Source organism: Pseudomonas sp. WOUb67, from assembly GCF_050058005.1.
In the GTDB taxonomy this organism is placed as follows: Bacteria; Pseudomonadota; Gammaproteobacteria; order Pseudomonadales; family Pseudomonadaceae; genus Aquipseudomonas; species Aquipseudomonas putida_R.
In genome coordinates this window covers 3,612,924-3,628,145 of sequence record NZ_CP170112.1, presented here as the reverse complement: position 1 = coordinate 3,628,145, position 15,222 = coordinate 3,612,924, and the positions used below count along the sequence as shown (strand labels likewise).

Annotated in this window: 15 protein-coding genes; 8 read left to right on the top strand and 7 right to left on the bottom strand. The window is 64.8% G+C overall.

Annotation, left to right across the window (positions count from 1 at the left end; all coding sequences use genetic code 11):
• Positions 1 to 17: 17 nt before the first annotated feature.
• The 3 genes from ABOC32_RS16250 to ABOC32_RS16240 are packed head-to-tail and all read right to left on the bottom strand — an operon-like array spanning position 18 to position 6,134.
• Positions 18 to 3,692, bottom strand: coding sequence for a translocation/assembly module TamB domain-containing protein (locus ABOC32_RS16250; RefSeq protein WP_426807944.1), 3,675 nt, complete (start codon positions 3,690 to 3,692; stop codon positions 18 to 20).
• Positions 3,689 to 5,431, bottom strand: coding sequence for an autotransporter assembly complex protein TamA (locus ABOC32_RS16245; protein ID WP_426807943.1), 1,743 nt, complete (start codon positions 5,429 to 5,431; stop codon positions 3,689 to 3,691). Before ABOC32_RS16245 ends, ABOC32_RS16250 begins: the two co-directional genes overlap by 4 nt.
• Positions 5,432 to 5,483: 52 nt before the next feature.
• Positions 5,484 to 6,134, bottom strand: a complete 651-nt coding sequence (locus ABOC32_RS16240) for a GNAT family N-acetyltransferase (RefSeq protein WP_086979772.1) — start codon at positions 6,132 to 6,134, stop codon at positions 5,484 to 5,486.
• A 162-nt stretch (positions 6,135 to 6,296) separates the two neighbouring features.
• On the opposite strand from ABOC32_RS16240, the gene xthA reads away from it, so the two are divergent.
• Positions 6,297 to 7,109 (top strand): exodeoxyribonuclease III, encoded by an 813-nt coding sequence (gene xthA, locus ABOC32_RS16235; RefSeq protein ID WP_426807942.1) that lies wholly within the window; start codon positions 6,297 to 6,299, stop codon positions 7,107 to 7,109.
• Between the two features lie 315 nt (positions 7,110 to 7,424).
• On the opposite strand, the gene ABOC32_RS16230 is transcribed toward xthA, so the two are convergent.
• A complete protein-coding gene (locus ABOC32_RS16230; RefSeq protein ID WP_426807941.1) occupies positions 7,425 to 8,177 on the bottom strand; it encodes an anti-sigma factor family protein in 753 nt (250 codons plus the stop codon).
• On the bottom strand, positions 8,174 to 8,695 hold the full coding sequence (locus ABOC32_RS16225) for a sigma-70 family RNA polymerase sigma factor (protein ID WP_426807940.1): 522 nt from the start codon (positions 8,693 to 8,695) through the stop codon (positions 8,174 to 8,176). Before ABOC32_RS16225 ends, ABOC32_RS16230 begins: the two co-directional genes overlap by 4 nt.
• A gap of 123 nt (positions 8,696 to 8,818) precedes the next feature.
• On the opposite strand from ABOC32_RS16225, the gene ABOC32_RS16220 reads away from it, so the two are divergent.
• From ABOC32_RS16220 to ABOC32_RS16200, 5 genes are all read left to right on the top strand, one after another.
• Positions 8,819 to 9,871 (top strand): catalase family peroxidase, encoded by a 1,053-nt coding sequence (locus ABOC32_RS16220; RefSeq protein ID WP_426807939.1) that lies wholly within the window; start codon positions 8,819 to 8,821, stop codon positions 9,869 to 9,871.
• A complete protein-coding gene (locus ABOC32_RS16215) occupies positions 9,868 to 10,401 on the top strand; it encodes a cytochrome b (protein WP_426807938.1) in 534 nt (177 codons plus the stop codon). The genes ABOC32_RS16220 and ABOC32_RS16215 overlap by 4 nt, the downstream gene beginning before the upstream one ends.
• A gap of 86 nt (positions 10,402 to 10,487) precedes the next feature.
• Entirely contained in the window at positions 10,488 to 11,693 is a 1,206-nt protein-coding gene (locus tag ABOC32_RS16210) for an MFS transporter (RefSeq protein ID WP_063423589.1), read from the top strand.
• Positions 11,694 to 11,774: 81 nt separating this feature from the next.
• Complete coding sequence (locus ABOC32_RS16205) at positions 11,775 to 12,320, top strand: cupin domain-containing protein (RefSeq protein ID WP_016500000.1); 546 nt, start codon at positions 11,775 to 11,777, stop codon at positions 12,318 to 12,320.
• Positions 12,321 to 12,322: 2 nt separating this feature from the next.
• Complete coding sequence (locus tag ABOC32_RS16200; RefSeq protein WP_426807937.1) at positions 12,323 to 12,622, top strand: DUF7693 family protein; 300 nt, start codon at positions 12,323 to 12,325, stop codon at positions 12,620 to 12,622.
• Here the strand turns inward: ABOC32_RS16200 and ABOC32_RS16195 are convergent.
• Together ABOC32_RS16195 and ABOC32_RS16190 are read right to left on the bottom strand one after the other, a co-directional pair.
• Positions 12,595 to 13,209 carry a 2-hydroxychromene-2-carboxylate isomerase gene (locus ABOC32_RS16195; RefSeq protein WP_426807936.1) on the bottom strand — a complete coding sequence of 205 codons (615 nt, stop codon included), beginning with the start codon at positions 13,207 to 13,209 and terminating at the stop codon, positions 12,595 to 12,597. The two genes, ABOC32_RS16200 and ABOC32_RS16195, sit on opposite strands and share 28 nt — an antisense overlap.
• Positions 13,210 to 13,238: 29 nt before the next feature.
• Positions 13,239 to 13,970 carry an SDR family oxidoreductase gene (locus tag ABOC32_RS16190; RefSeq protein ID WP_426807935.1) on the bottom strand — a complete coding sequence of 244 codons (732 nt, stop codon included), beginning with the start codon at positions 13,968 to 13,970 and terminating at the stop codon, positions 13,239 to 13,241.
• 89 nt (positions 13,971 to 14,059) lie between these two features.
• On the opposite strand from ABOC32_RS16190, the gene ABOC32_RS16185 reads away from it, so the two are divergent.
• Positions 14,060 to 14,623: a TetR/AcrR family transcriptional regulator gene (locus ABOC32_RS16185; RefSeq protein ID WP_426807934.1), complete on the top strand. Its 564-nt coding sequence runs from the start codon at positions 14,060 to 14,062 to the stop codon at positions 14,621 to 14,623.
• Entirely contained in the window at positions 14,610 to 15,203 is a 594-nt protein-coding gene (locus ABOC32_RS16180) for a DUF4157 domain-containing protein (protein WP_086979790.1), read from the top strand. The genes ABOC32_RS16185 and ABOC32_RS16180 overlap by 14 nt, the downstream gene beginning before the upstream one ends.
• The last annotated feature ends 19 nt before the right edge of the window (positions 15,204 to 15,222 follow it).

The window sequence follows — 15,222 nt, the reverse complement described above, 5'->3', positions numbered from 1 at the left end:
GCCGCCTCGGCGCCGCTTCAGAAATCGCGCTTGTAGAAGATGTCCAGTGAGCTGGCCAGCCCACTGGCGGCTTCCAGGTACACCTTCTTGCTCAGTTTGTAACGCAACGCGATGGTGTTGGCAGGCTCGAACACACCCACGCCGTACCGCAGGCTCAGCTTCTCGGTGATGTTGCCGCTGGCGACCACGCTGGTGCTGTTGCCCGAGCCTTCGGTGTCCAACTGGAAGTCGTCGATCCCCAGGCTCGATGCCAGGCTGCCGGTGATGCCGGCGCTGCCTGCCAGCCCCAGGCCCAACGCTGCCTCGGCAAGCATGTTGTTGTCCTCGCCAGAGTTGCCCAGAGGCCGCCCCAGTACGAGGTACGACAGCGCCTGCTCCTGGCTCATGGCCGGTTCCGAAAACACCTTGGTTGTGGGTTGCTCGGCACTGCCGCTCAGGCGGATACCGGCAATCACGTCATCGACCGTGCGGATGGCTTCGATGTCCAGGTAGGGCTGGTCGATCGGGCCGGCGAACAGCAAGCGCGCACGGCGGATGGTCAGGCGCTGGCCGTAGGCACGGTAGCGCCCGTCGGCCAGGCTCAATTCGCCACGGGTGTCGAGGTTGTCGCCGATATGCACATGGCCGAGCAGGTTGGCAGTCAGGCCAAAGCCACTGAACGACAGCTTGTCGCGGCCCACCTCGACATCAATGTCCATGGCCATCGCCATGGGCGGTTTACCCTCTTCGGTCTGGTGACCGACGATGACCGTGTCATCCGATACCTTCACCGTCGACGGCGGCAGTTCACGCACGGTGATCTTGCCTTTGGGTACTTGCACCTTGCCGGTAATCGCCAGCTTGTCGTCGATCAGGCGCAAGGTCAGGTCCGGGGCAACCTCCAGCGTTGCATAGGGCTCGACGGTGACCGGCAGTTGCTGGCCTTGCAGGCGCAGGTCCATGCCCAGCGCCTGCCCCCACGTGAGGTTGCCACTCAACTGGCCGCGCCCGGCATCACCACTGCGCCAGTTGCCGTTGAGCTGCACCTGCTCGCCGGCGATCAACGCCTGCAACGACAGGTCCTCAAGGCTGGCCGGCAACTCGGCGCCACTGACTTCACCACCGCTGAGCATCAGGTTGCCGTTGACCTGCGGTGCCAGCAAGGTGCCTGAAAGCCGGCCACTGCCGTTGAGCTGCCCGGCCAGGCGCTCGACCATCGGCAAGAACGGACGGGCCACCGACAGGTCCAGCCCGGCCAGGCGGAAATCACCTGACAACGGCTTGTTCTTGCCCAGCGGGTCGAGGCGTGTGTTGACGTTCAGCTCGCCCAGGCGCTCGCCGCGGAAGGCCAGGCGGGTATCGATACGCCGTGGCGCCAACGTGCTGTCGACACGCAGGGCCTGATAAGGGAAATCGACCCAACGGCCTTTGTCGCGCACACGCAGCGTACCGCCACTGGCATCAATGACAACGTTGCCTTTGGGGCCGCTGGCCGGGATGTCCAGATTGATATCCGCATTGAGCAGGCCCTGCCAGGCGAAGTCCTTAGGCAGCCACTGGGCAAGGCTGTCGAGCGGGAATTGCTTGAGGTGGTAGCGCAAGCGCGGCTCGGGCGCCAGGCGCTGGTCGTCACCACACAGGCTGGCCTGGCCGGAGCGCCAGCAATGGGCACCGAAGTCCAGCTGGCCGCTGGCCAGACGCTGCAGGCGTGCCGGCGATTGCAACTGCCAGTCCTGGCCACCGGCCTGGATACGCCCACTCGCCAGGCGCCCACGCCAGTCACCCTTGCTCAACTGGCCATCCAGGCCGAGGTCAAGCTTGAGTTGCGGGCCATCCAGCGCCAGGGTCAAGGCTTGCTGGCGAATGTCGCCTTTACCGTTGGCCTGCAGCGTGCCCAATGCCGTGTCCCCCAGGTGGATGCCAGTGGCCTTCAGCTCGATTACGCCGCGCTGGGCGTTATCCAGGCGGGCATCCAGGTCCAGCTGTTGCAGCCGGTTTTCGGCCTGGGCCAAGCGCTGGCCCTGCAAGGTCAGCGTGCCTTGCGGAGCCTGCAAGGTGCCAGCGACATCCAGCCGGCCCTTGACCTGGCCCTGCAGCCTTGGCCACAGCTGGCCCAGGCGCGGCAGGTCAAGGTCGATTCGCCCGGCCAGGCGCTGCTGCAAGCTGCCACTGCCGTTGATACGGTTGTCACCCAGCTGGATCGCCAGGGCGCCGAGTGTCCAGTTCTGCCCCGCTCCCTGTGCCTCTGCCTTGAACACTGCCGGCTGGCCGCGCAGGCGGCCTTTGAGATCAAGCTGGGCATCAAGGGTGAGCACCTCGCCCTTCATCTCGCCTTTGCTGCGCAACGGCCCGGCCAAGGTGCCCGGCAGCTCCGCCAGCCAATAGGCCGGGTCGAGCGCTGAAAGCTGCAAGTCGACATCCCAGGCCAAGGTGTCGGCAAAGCGCACGGCAACACTGCCGGCGGCTTTGCCTTGCCCGGCGGTCAGCGCCAGTTGCGGCAGTTTCACCTGGGTCAGGTCACCTTCGAACGGGCTGGCCAGGCTGAACGCCCCCGCCGGGCCGTCGAGGTCGCCTTTGAAGGTGCCCTGGTAATTGCCTTCGCGATAATGCACCTGGGTGTTGAAACGCTTGAGGGTGACCTCGGGCGGCGTCTCCAGCGGGTATAGACGCAACCACGGGAAGTCCTGCCAGTCCAGCTGCGCATCGGCGGTCAGGCCTTCCTGCCAGTCGGCAGTGGCTTGCAGTTTGACGCGCTGGGTGTCGCTGGCGGTCAGGTCGAGGGCATCGAGCCTGGCCCCTTTGCTGTCGACCAGCCCGGACAACGCCAACGCGATTGGCGACTGTTCAGCCGGCAGGCTTGCCGTTCCCGACAGTTGATAACCCTTGAGCAGGTCGCCCTTGGCATCCAGCTTGAGCTGATTCAACTGCAAGGTATCGGGCAGCGAGCCCACTGGTTTGAACGCCTCTGAACGAATCTGCAGGGTCGCCGGCAGGTGCTCGGCCAACGCCTGCAACTGCCCGCTCAGGGTGGCGTCGAGGTAACCGCTGCTGGTGCCGGCAAGCTTCAAGGTCTTTTGCAATTCGCCGGTGGCGGTCAGTGCCAGCGGCCAGGGTTTGCCGTCTACGGCTGGCAGTTGCAGCTGCGCCTGGAGTTGTACTGGCCAGTCACCTTCGGGCTGCACGTCACCCTGCAGGTTCAGTTGCAGGTCATCGCGCTGCAGGTGCAGGCTGTCGATGCGCATCCCCGTGCCGGTCCAGTGCGCGGCCAGTTGCAAGTCACCCAGCAGGTCGCTGCCATCCAGCCGCAGCTGGCCGACCTTGACCTCACCCAGCTCGATGGCCAGCGGCAAGCGCAGCGCTGGCAACTGCAGCGGGCCACTGTCTGCCGGCTCGGCACTTGGCGCAAAGCCCATGTCGATGCGTTGTGCCTGCAACTTGTCGATGCACAGGGTGGCGCGCAGCAGGCAGGCAGGCGACCAGGCCAATAGCGGTGCCTGCACCTCTACCGTGCTGCCACCGTCGGCCCAGCGCAGCATGCTGGCCTGCCAGCTGCCGGCCAGGCGGCCCTGGAAATCGGCCACCTCAAGCCCGGGCACCTTGCCCAGCGCCCAGCGGCTGCCAGCCTCGGTCCCCAGCAGCAGGCCCAGTACCAGGCCCAGGCTCGCGACTACCCCGAGCAGGCCCAGCAAAATGTACTTGATCACGCGTTTCACAGCTCGGGCCCCATGGAAAAGTGCAGGCGAATGCCCCCTTCGTCATCCAGCGCCTTGGCCAGGTCCAGGCGCAACGGCCCGACCGGCGATACCCAGCGCACACCAAAACCGACACCGGTCTTGAGGCTGGGCAGCTCAAGGTTGTTGAACGAGTTACCTTGGTCGACAAACGTCGCGATCCGCCACTTTTCGGTCAGCGAATACTGGTACTCGACACTGCCGGCCACCATGTAGCGCCCGCCGATGCGGTCGCCATCGCTGTTTTTCGGCGACAGGGTCTGGTAGTCGTAGCCACGCACGCTCTGGTCGCCACCGGCGAAGAAGCGCAGCGACGGCGGAATGTTGTTCTTGAAGCCATTGGTCGCGCTGCCACCAAACTGTACGCGGCCGAGCAAGCGGTGGTTGTGGCCAAGCGTGGTCAGGCCCTTGAGCAGTACATTGCCGTGCAACAGGTTGGTGTCGGAAACCAGCCCTTCCTTGGCCCCCTGTACATCGAACTGCAAGCGGTAGCCGTTGTGCGGGTCGATACGGTTGTCACTGCGCAGGAAGGAATAGCTCACGCCAGGCATCAGCAGGTTGCTCAGCCCGGAATCGTCACCCAGGCGATACTCCTCGCGCTGGTACTTGAGCGAAATGACCCGCTGCCAGCCGCTGGGCAGCTTGCTGTGCCACTCGGGGCCGACTGTGAGCAGTTTGCTGAGGGTATCGGTACCGGCAAGCTCCTCGTTCTGGTAGCCGCCGGCGAAGCGCAGCTTGTCGGTCAGTGGCGGGTCGAGTGGGATGTCGTACCACAGGCCAACGTTCTGCCGGGGTGCCGACAGCTCGGTTTCCCACCCATAACTGTGACCCTGCGGGTTGACCCAATGGCGGGTCCAGTTGGCCTTGCCACGCGGACCGACGTCGGTCGAGAAGCCCAGGCCCAGGCCCATGGTGCGTGGCTTGCGGGTTTCCAGGCGAACATCCACCGGGATTTCTTCACCCACGGCGGCGGTGGGCGCAGCATCCACCCGCACGCCTTCGAAATACCCGCTCGATTGCAGGTCATTGTTCAGTTCGGCGATCAGTTCCGAGTCGTAGGGGGTGCCCGGCTTGAACGACACCATGCGCTGCAACAGGTCGTCGTCCAGCGGCGTGTCGCCGCCGAAGGTGACAGCGCCCAGGTGATAGCGCGGGCCACTCTGGTAGACCAGTTCGATATCGGCCACACCGGCCTGCGGGTCGACCGCCAGGCGCTGGCTGCTGAAGCGGCCACTGAAAAAACCGTAGCGCGACGCCTGGTTCTGGATCAGCCGCTTGGCGTCTTCGTAATGGCCGTGGTTGAGTTGTTCACCTGCCCGCAGTGCCTTGCTGTCAGGCACGCGGAAGGCCTTCATTTCGCTGGCCGGGCCTTCGATGCGCACGGTCACGTTGCGCAGGCGGATCGGCTCGCCCGGGTTGATGCTGAGGATCAGTTGCGGGGAATGGTCTGCATCTTTGGGGGGCTTTACCTCGGTATCGATCTGCGCCTGGTAGTAGCCAAGTGCCTGCGCGGCTTTGCGCGCCTGCTCCTCTGCCCCGCGACTGAAGCGTAACAATGCTTCTTCATCGCGGTCACCCAGGGTGCCGATATAGCCTTCGACATTGGCCTTGAGCGCTTTGTTGGCTGGTTTTACCTTCACCAGCAACTCGCTCTGGCCCCATGCTGCGAAACTGGCGGCCCAGATAACCAGGCCCCAGGTCAATCTTCCTGAATACGTCATGCGGCGAATGCTACCAGAGCCAGGCGCTCAAGGGAGCCGCCTGGCGGGATGTTCAGGCAAAAGTGGAGGTTGAAGCGACGGGATTTGGATGGAAGAACACCCGCTCCCGGATCGGCCCTACAGCGACCTCGCCAATTTCTTCGTAGCCTTGGCGCTGGTAGAAGGCCAGGTAGTGCTCGTTGCCGGTGTCCAGCACCACGCCCTGGGTGCCGGGGTCGTCCGCGCACCAGTCGTGCACGGCCTGTAACAATTGCTCACCGTAGTGCTTGCCCTGAAATTGCGGGTGTACCCCCAGCAATGGCAACACATGCACCTGATCGGTTGGCAGGCAGGTGGCCAGTGCAGCCTGGTAATCCATGTAGCGCCGCGTGCAGGCCAGGCCGGTCCCCAGGATCATGCGCAGGCGCCAGGCCCAGCTGTCGGCCACGCCCAGCCGGCGCAGCGGCGGCACGATCAGGGCCAGGGCAATCAGGCGATCGTCGACCAGCAAGCCGATGGCAGGTAATTGCAGGTAGAAGTGCTGGCGCACCCATTCGCGCACCATTACCCGCAAGCGGCGCTCATAACCTGGGCGCTGGGCTTCGAAAATATAGGCAAAGGTGGGTTCGTGGCGGTAGGCGTTGTACAGCAGCGAACGCGCCTCACGGCTGTAGCCATCATCGAGCAGGCAGACATGGGCCGGAGCGGCAGTGGTTTCGGGCATTGCGGGCAGACCTCCTGGAATGGGCGTACATTGCCTTGGAGGCGCGCCACCGCGCTTCGTTCACCCCCTACAGCACGTTAGCAGCAGGCTCCAGAAGCCGCCACGCTGGTGATGTGGGGCGATGTCGGCTAGCATCCCGGCTTTTACCGGGATTGTCTTTCCATGAAGATCGTCTGTTTCAACATCAACGGCCTGCGAGCCCGCCCGCACCAGCTGGCAGCGCTGATCGAAAAGCACCAGCCGGACGTGATCGGCCTGCAGGAAACCAAGGTCAGCGACGATCAGTTCCCGCTGGCCGACGTACAGGCGCTGGGTTACCACGTGCACTACCACGGCCAGAAAGGCCACTACGGCGTGGCCCTGCTGTCACGCCAGGCGCCGCTGAGCCTGCACAAAGGCTTTGCCACCGATGACGAAGACGCCCAGCGCCGCTTCATCTGGGGTACCTTCGCCGATGCCGATGGCAACCCGATCACCATCATGAACGGCTATTTCCCCCAGGGCGAAAGCCGCGACCACCCCACCAAGTTCCCGGCCAAGCAGCGTTTCTACAGCGATTTGCAGGCGCTGCTGGAAGGCCAGTTCCGCAACGACCAGCCACTGCTGGTAATGGGCGACATGAACATCTCGCCGCAAGACTGCGATATCGGCATCGGCGCGGACAACGCCAAGCGCTGGCTGAAGACCGGCAAGTGCAGCTTCCTGCCGGAAGAGCGCGAGTGGATGGAGCGTTTGAAAGGCTGGGGCCTGGTTGACAGCTTCCGCCACCTGTACCCGGACGTGAACGACCGTTTCAGCTGGTTCGACTACCGCAGCCGTGGTTTCGAGGACGACCCCAAGCGTGGCCTGCGCATCGACCTGATCATGGCCTCGCAGCACCTGGTGCCGCGGATCAAGGCAGCCGGCGTGGACTATGAACTGCGCGGGATGGAAAAACCGTCGGACCATGCGCCGATCTGGCTCGAACTGGGCTGATTGCCGTGGCCATTGTGCTCATGCCTTGGGGTTTGCGTTGCCGGTGAGATCGCGCGCCGCCCGCGCGGCGCATCGCGAGCTGGCGCTCGCTCCTACGTTTGTTTCGGGCCAATTAATCCTGTGAGATATGCGCGCGAACGCTTTGGTGCATGGTTCAATATCGCGCCGTACAAACAAGGCGGTCGCGCGCGTCTGTCACTGGCGTTATTGGCCTGAAACAAACGTAGGAGCGAGCGCCAGCTCGCGATGCGCCGCGCGGGCGGCGCTCGATTTCCCACACGACACAATACTCAAGGCAATACACCAGCGCCCCATTCACAACCCCAACCGCAACGCCTCCCCCACCCCTGCCCCACGCACATCATCCGCCGCGCTGACCAAGGCAAAGTTGTAAGCCCCATGCGACCAATACCGCGCCTCCAGCTGGCCATCCACCCGCTGCCCGTCCGGCATTCGACGATAAAGTTCGCCCGGTGAGCGCAGGAACAGGCTGATGCGCTGGCCCTTGCCATCTTCAAACACCAGCAGCGCCGCCGGCCCCTGCTCGTTGCTGAGCAAGCGCGCGCCCACCGGCTTGAAGCCATAGCCCGCCAGGTCTGGCAATTGACCCACACGGCTGAAATGTCGCCCCAGCCAGTCGCGCAACTGCCCTGGATCATTGGCCTGGATATCCAGCGCCTCGCTGCCGGCAAACAATCGGTGCGCCTGGACGGCATCGGCCATGGGCAGGTCGGCGCGTGCAAGGGACGCATCGCGCACCTGCCAGCCACCCAGCCCTCCCACGCCCAATGCCAACACCACCACCGCCGCCGCGGCCCAACGCCGCTGCCGACGCTGGCGCAATTGCCGACGCAACTGGCCAAGGTCCAGCTGCGCCGCCCCGGGCAATTCGCCTAACCCGGCCAGCGCCGTACGCAACCGGCGGGCATCGGCGCGCCAGCCCTCTACACGTGCCGCCGCCTGCGGGTTGGCCGCCAGCCAGGCCTGCACCTCGGCCCGGCGCACAGGCTCCAGGCGCTCATCGACGTAAGCGTGCAATTCGTCTTCGCTGGGGATCAGACGCGTCATTTCAGTCTCCGCAAGGCCGGGGGCTGGGGGTTGCCCTCGGTCAGTTCGCGCAAGGCACTGCGGGCGCGCGACAGGCGCGACATCACGGTGCCGATGGGGATGCCCAAGGCTTGGGCAGCTTCCTTGTAACTCAAGCCTTCGACGCTGATTAACAGCAACAAGGCGCGCTGTTCGGCCGTCAGCCGGGCAAATGCCTTCAAGTCAACCTGGGCCTGCACAATGGCCTCAAGGTTGCCACCGACCGGCTCCTCCTCGCGCTCGGCACGGCCGAACCACGACAGCCAGCGCGCATGCAGGCGGTCGCGGCGCTTACCGTCAAGGAACAGCCGATAGAGGATGGTAAACAGCCAGGCCCGCAGCGCCTCGGCATCGCGTTGCTGGTCGCGTCGGCTCAGGGCTCGCTCGACCGTGGCCTGCACCAGGTCATCGGCGCTGCCCGGCTCGCGGGTCAGCCACACGGCAAAGCGGCGCAGGCGGGCCAGCAACTCGCGCCACTGGTGGTCGTCCAGATCGTGCATGGAAAAGTCCCGGCCTTTGAAGTTGTCATTGTAAAGGCAGACGCCTGCCAGGAAATTCTATTCCCGCCGATGGAATAAGTTTTTCCCTGCGCCGTCGTACTGGCACACTCACAAAACCGGACGATGACCATGAACTCACCTTTGCACGGCCCGGCCAAAGCCCTGCGCCTGGCCGCCATCGGCGCCGTGATGCTGGCCGCAGGCGCCGGCTTTGCCTATGCCGCCGGCTGGCTCGGCGAAACCCGTCTGACGCCACAGCGCATCATCGACACCTTCGAGGCCCAGGCCGGGCATTACCCGGGCTACCGGAAGAACCATGCCAAGGGCCTGTGCGTCAGCGGCTACTTCCAGGCCAGCGGGCAGGCCGCCAACCTGTCCACGGCGCGCGTCTTCAGCCAGGCGCGGGTGCCGGTGATCGGCCGTTTCGCCATCGGCGGCGCCAACCCGTTCGCCCCGGACACCGGCATACCCGTGCGCAGCCTGGCCATTCAGCTGAGCACCGACGACGGGCAGGTCTGGCGCACCGGCATGAACAACCCGCCGGTGCTGGCAATCAGCACACCGCAAGGGTTCTACGAGCAAGTACTGGCGAACACGCCAGACCCGGCCACCGGCAAACCGAACCCTGCCAGCATGCAGGCGTTCTTCGCAGCCCACCCGGAAAGCGCGGCGTTTCGCCAATGGGCGGCGGGCTACAAGCCCAGCAACAGCTTCGCCAGCACCCAATACCACAGCATCAACGCCTTTCACCTGATCGACGCAGGCGGCGCGCGCCACCCGGTGCGCTGGCAGCTTGAGCCGCAAACTGCGTTTGCCGCGCTGCCCACCCAGATCGATGACAAACAGTTCCTGCAGCACGACCTGCAGCAACGCCTGGCCCAGGGGCCGTTGCGCTGGACGCTTCGCCTGGTGCTGGCCGAACCCGGCGATGCGGTGGACGACCCTGCCCGGCCCTGGCCTGCCGAGCGGCGCAGCGTGGACGCCGGCACCCTGGTGCTGGAACAGGTCGACGCCCCCGAGCAGGGCGCATGCCGCGACCTCAACTTCGACCCGTTGATCCTGCCCCGAGGCATAGAGGCATCTGCCGACCCAATCCTGGCCGCCCGTTCGGCTGCCTACTCGGAATCGTTCAACCGCCGCAGCCGTGAATCGCTCAGCACCGGAGCCCGCCCATGAAACCCGAAGCCTTCCATCCTTTCGCCCGTTTGCTGCACTGGCTGATGGCCGTGCTGATCCTGGCCATGCTGTTCATTGGTGTGACCATGGTTACTGACCTGTCGCTACGCCACCCGGTGCTGATCGGGCTGCACAAGGCCACCGGCCTGGCACTGCTGGTGCTGGTAGTACTACGCATCGGCGTGCGCCTGGCCGTACCTCACCCACCCTTGCCGCAAGACCTGCCACCCCTGCAGCGCTGGGCCGCCGGGGCCTCGCACTTGCTGCTCTACGGCCTGATGCTGGCCATGCCGCTACTGGGCTGGGGCATGCTGTCGGCCGGCGACTACCCTCGCCCGCTGGGCTTGCCCGCCATCGCCCCGCACAACCTGCAACTGTATGCCGTGTTGCGCCTGGCCCACGGCTGGGCCGGTTACCTGCTGTTCGCCACAGTGCTGGTGCATGTGGGTGCTGCCTTGATGCACGCGTGGGTGCGCCGCGACGGCGTGTTGCGTAGCATGTGGCCTGGCCCCCTGCGCCGCAGCGAATGACCTGCAGCAGCCCGGGGCATTCGACAATCAATAATCGTTCTTAATAAGATCGGCTTTCTTTTTGCCTTATTGCCCTGGACTGCCCTATGAACGTCGCAAAGGATCCTGCAACCCTCAAACCTGCCAGCACCCTGGATTTGCGTCCGCTGCTGCTGGCCAACATGGCCTGTACCATGTCGATGATGGCCTTCGTCGCCCTGATCGGCCCGATTGCCCGCCAACTCGGCATGGCCACCTGGCAGGCTGGCGCCGCCGTGACGGTGGCCGGCGTGGTCTGGGTGCTGCTGGCCCGGCCCTGGGGTCGTGCGGCAGATCGCCTGGGCCGGCGACGTATCCTGTTGCTGGGGACCGCCGGCTTCACCCTGGCTTACTGGCTGCTATGCCTGTTTGTCGAAGGCGCGCTGCGCTGGTTGCCGGGCGCGACCGCTGCGTTCATTGGCCTGATGGTCGCACGCGGCTGCATCGGCGCCTTCTATGCTGCCATCCCGGTAGGCTGCAACGCGCTGATCGCCGACCATGTCGAGCCGCAGCGGCGGGCCCGGGCCATGGCTTCGCTGGGGGCGGCCAACGCCGTCGGCCTGGTGGTGGGGCCGGCGCTGGCGGCGCTGCTGGCGCGGCACAGCCTGAGCCTGCCATTCCATATCATGTCGCTGCTGCCGGCCAGTGCCTTTCTGGTGCTGCTGTTCACCCTCAAGCCGCAGGCGCTGCCCCACAACTATGCCCCGAGCCCGGTGCGTTTGAACGACCCACGCCTGCGCCGGCCCTTGCTGGTAGCGTTCAGCGCCATGCTCAGTGTGACCGTATCGCAGATCATTGTCGGTTTCTTTGCCCTGGACCGCCTGCACCTGGGCCCGGCAGAAGCGGCCCAGGCGGCCGGCATCGCGTTGACCACGGTGGGCGTCGCACTGATGCTGTCACAGGTACTGCTGCGCAAACTGGAATGGCCGCCACTGAAAATGATCCGGGTAGGCGCCACGGTTTCGGCCCTGGGCTTTGCCTGCGGCTCGCTCGCGACCACCGCACCCTGGCTGTGGGGCTGCTACTTCGTCGCGGCCGCGGGCATGGGCTTTGTCTTTCCGTCGTTTTCAGCCCTGGCGGCCAACGCCATGCACGCTTCCGAGCAAGGTGCCACTGCCGGGTCCATTGGTGCCGCGCAGGGCATGGGCGCGGTGATCGGGCCGCTGGCCGGCACCCTGGTGTATGCCCTCGATCCGCGCCTGCCGTTCCTGGCCGTGGCCGCCCTGTTGCTGCTGGTCGGGCTATGGCCGATGCCGCGCGACCAGCGTGCCTGAGAAGCACAGCGCGCAAGCGTGCAGAGTGTGTTTTAATGCGCGTCGCTCATTATTTTTTACACCTCTGATTACAAGGCGGCTATGGACACGGGGACGCGACTCAAACTGGTGCGTGAACGCAACAACCTCTCCCAACGGGAACTGGCCCGCCGCAGCGGGCTGACCAATTCGACGATCTCGCAGATCGAGCAGAATCGCGTCAGCCCTTCGGTCAGCTCCCTTAAAAAGCTGCTCGAAGGCATTCCCATGAGCCTGGCGGAGTTCTTCAGCTTCGACGAGCCGGTGCGAGAAGAGCGCTTTGTGTTCCGCGGCGGCGAGCAGCCCGATCTGGGCCGTAACGGCCTGCGCATGCTGCTGGTCGGCGCCAGTGTCGAGGGCCGGCAGATGCGCATGCTGCGCGAGCTGTATGCACCGGGTGCGGACTCCGGCGAGCCGATCGTGCATGCCGAAGGCGAAGAATGTGGCCTGGTCACCCGCGGTACCGTGGAGCTGTGGGTCGATGGCCAAGTCAGCGTGCTCAGCTCGGGCGACGGCTACTACATCCCCACTACCCTGCCGCACAGCTTCAAGAACATCGGCCCGGACGAGGCCGAGATCATCAGCGCCAACACCCCGGCGAATTTCTGATCTTGACGCACGACGGTTCGCTGAACACCCGGGCCATCTACCAGAGCCTGCGTAATGCAGCCCTTGGCGTGCATCACCTTGAGGTGAGTGCACGCCGCGATGGCGGTTTGGTCGATGTCGACATCCAGGGCTGGCAATTGACGCTGGCCCTTGATACCGAAGGCCTGGCGCAGTGCATCAGTTGCCAGTCCCCTGACGGCCAGCAGGCCGGGATCGAGGACTGGCAGCGCTACGGCACCAACCCCGTCGACCTGCTCAGCCTGTGGGAACGCACTCAGCTCGAGAAGCTGCTGGCCCCCTGACTTAACGCTTCCTCGACAAAGTCCAAGCGGTCCTGCCCAAAGAACATGGCCTCACCGACAAAGCAGGTCGGCGCGCCAAACACACCGCGTTCGACTGCCGCCTCGGTCGCCTGCTTGAGCGCTGCTTTCACTTCAGGGTCAGCCGCCAGCGCGTGAAACGCCTGCGGGTCGAACCCTGCCTGGCTCAGTGTGTCGTCCAGAACGGCGCTATCGCCAAGGTTGCGGCGCTGCACCCACAGCCCATTGAACAGCGCCGACAGCAACGCCTCCAACCGTTCTGGCGAGCGCAACTGGGTGCCCATCACCCCACGCATCAAGGCCAAGGTGTTGACCGGGAACCCCGGCGGCAGCCCGAACGGTACCCCATAGCGCGCGGCAAAGCGTGCCAGGTCGGTGAACATGTAGCGCCCTTTGGCCGGGACCATGGCTGGCGAAGCGTTGCCGGTCGCCTGGAAAACCCCGCCCAGCAGCATTGGCCGGTAATGCAGTGTGGCACCCTGGCGGGCACACAGGCCTGGCAGTTGGGTCCAGGCCAGGTAGCTGGCCGGGCTGCCCAGGTCAAAAAAGAAATCGACAGTCTTGTGCATGGTTACGATCCTTGCGTGGTGAGAGGGGCTTACCAGCGTTCCATCCAGGGGCGCAGGTCCAGTTCGAACGTCCAGGCGTCTCTAGGCTGGGCGTGCAGAAACCAGTAGCTGTCGGCAATGTGCGCCGGGGCCAGAATGCCGTCCTGGTCCTTGAGGGCATAGCGCTCGGGGAAGCTGTCGCGGATGAAGGCAGTGTCGATGGCCCCGTCCACCACCACATGCGCGACATGGATATTCCGCGGCCCCAGTTCGCGCGCCATGCTCTGGGCCAGGGCGCGCAAGCCGTGCTTGGCCCCGGCGAACGCCGCGAAACCTGCCGCACCCCGGGTGCCAGCGGTGGCGCCGGTGAACAGGATCGTGCCGCGCTCGCGCTGGACCATGCGCCGGGCAACCGCCTGAGCGGTGAGAAAGCCGGCAAAGCAGGCCATTTCCCAGATCTTGAAGTACTTGCGTGGGGTTTCCTCAAGGATGCTGCAGGGCACATTGGCGCCGATATTGAAAACAAACGCCTCGATGGGGCCGATATCGCGCTCGATCGTCTCGATCAGCACTGCCACCTCTTCCTCCTTGCGCGCATCGGAGCCGAAACCATGGGCCTGGCCGCCAGCAGCACGTATTTCCTCAAGCAGTGGTTGCAGCTTTTCAGCCTGCCGCCGGGTGACGCAGGCAATGTAGCCCTCCCGGGCAAAGCGTTTGGCAATCTCGCCACCGGTGGCGTCGCCCGCACCGATCACCAGCACTACTTTTTGTTGTTCTGACATGCCTGCCTCCATTGATGAATGATCGTTTAGTAAACGAACGCTATGTTATGATCACCGTCATCGTCAAGCCCGCCTGCAGAGGCAAGTGAATGCGTTATTCAAACGAACACAAGCAGCAAACCCGCGAACGGTTGCTGACCAGCAGTGGCGCACTGGCCAAGCGTGGGGGCTTTGCCAGCACTGGCGTGGCCGGGCTGATGAAGGCAATCGGCCTGACCGGCGGCGCCTTTTACAACCACTTCCCGTCCAAGGACGACTTGTTTACCGAGGTGGTACGCCAAGAGCTGCACAACAGCCCGCTGGCCCGCCTGGCTAACAAGGGCGCGAGCCGCGAGCGCCTGGGCCGCTGCCTGCAGCAATACCTGAGCCTGGCCCACCTGCACAATGCCGAAAGCGGCTGCCCGCTGCCGCCGCTGGGTGTGGAAATCGCCCGGGCCGCAGCGCCGGTACGCGAAGAGGCCGAGCACTGGCTGGTCGAACTGCACAAGGCCTGGGGCGCAACACTGGAGGATGATCAATTGGCCTGGGTACTGATCAGCCAGTGCGTAGGTGCATTGATGGTCGGGCGCATGCTGGCCACTGAACAAGTGCAATCGCAAGTGCTGGACGCAAGCCGCCAGTTTGTCGAAAAGGCCCTGCATGAAGCGGATTAGCCTGCTGCTGGGCCTGACGCTGGCGCTGCCCGCACTTGCCGAACAAGCCTGCCCACCCGGGCAATACCAAGTCTGCCTGATGGGCTGTTTTTGTGCGCCGATCGACCCTGGGCAGGCCGGCCAGATTCTGAAGGACGTGGAGGTCATGGCCTCGTCCAGCCTGACGTTCGCCTTGCGCCAGGCCCGGGATGAGGCCACCGCCAGCGGGGTCGAACCGATCCCGTTGCATATCCGTGCGCAGCTCGAACCCTGGTATGACTTTGCCGTGCTCGATGCGGCGCGCTTCCGGGTGGGTGACGAACAGCAGATGAGCGCAGCCAACGCGTTGCTGCAGAACCCCGACGTAAACGCCGTGACGCTGATCGACACGATCATCTTCCGCCGGGCCGGCGATGCCGAGGACAACGTGGCCCTGTGGGCGCACGAACTCAAGCATGTGCAGCAGTATCAGGAACTGGGCGTGGAGGAGTTCGCCCGGCGCTATACCCGCAACTATGACGACCTGGAGGGGCCGGCCTACAAGATCGAGGCCGAGGTGGGCAAGGCATTGCGCGAACGCGCTTCGGGGCAGGCCAGGTAGCGGAGGCGAAGCGCTTCCA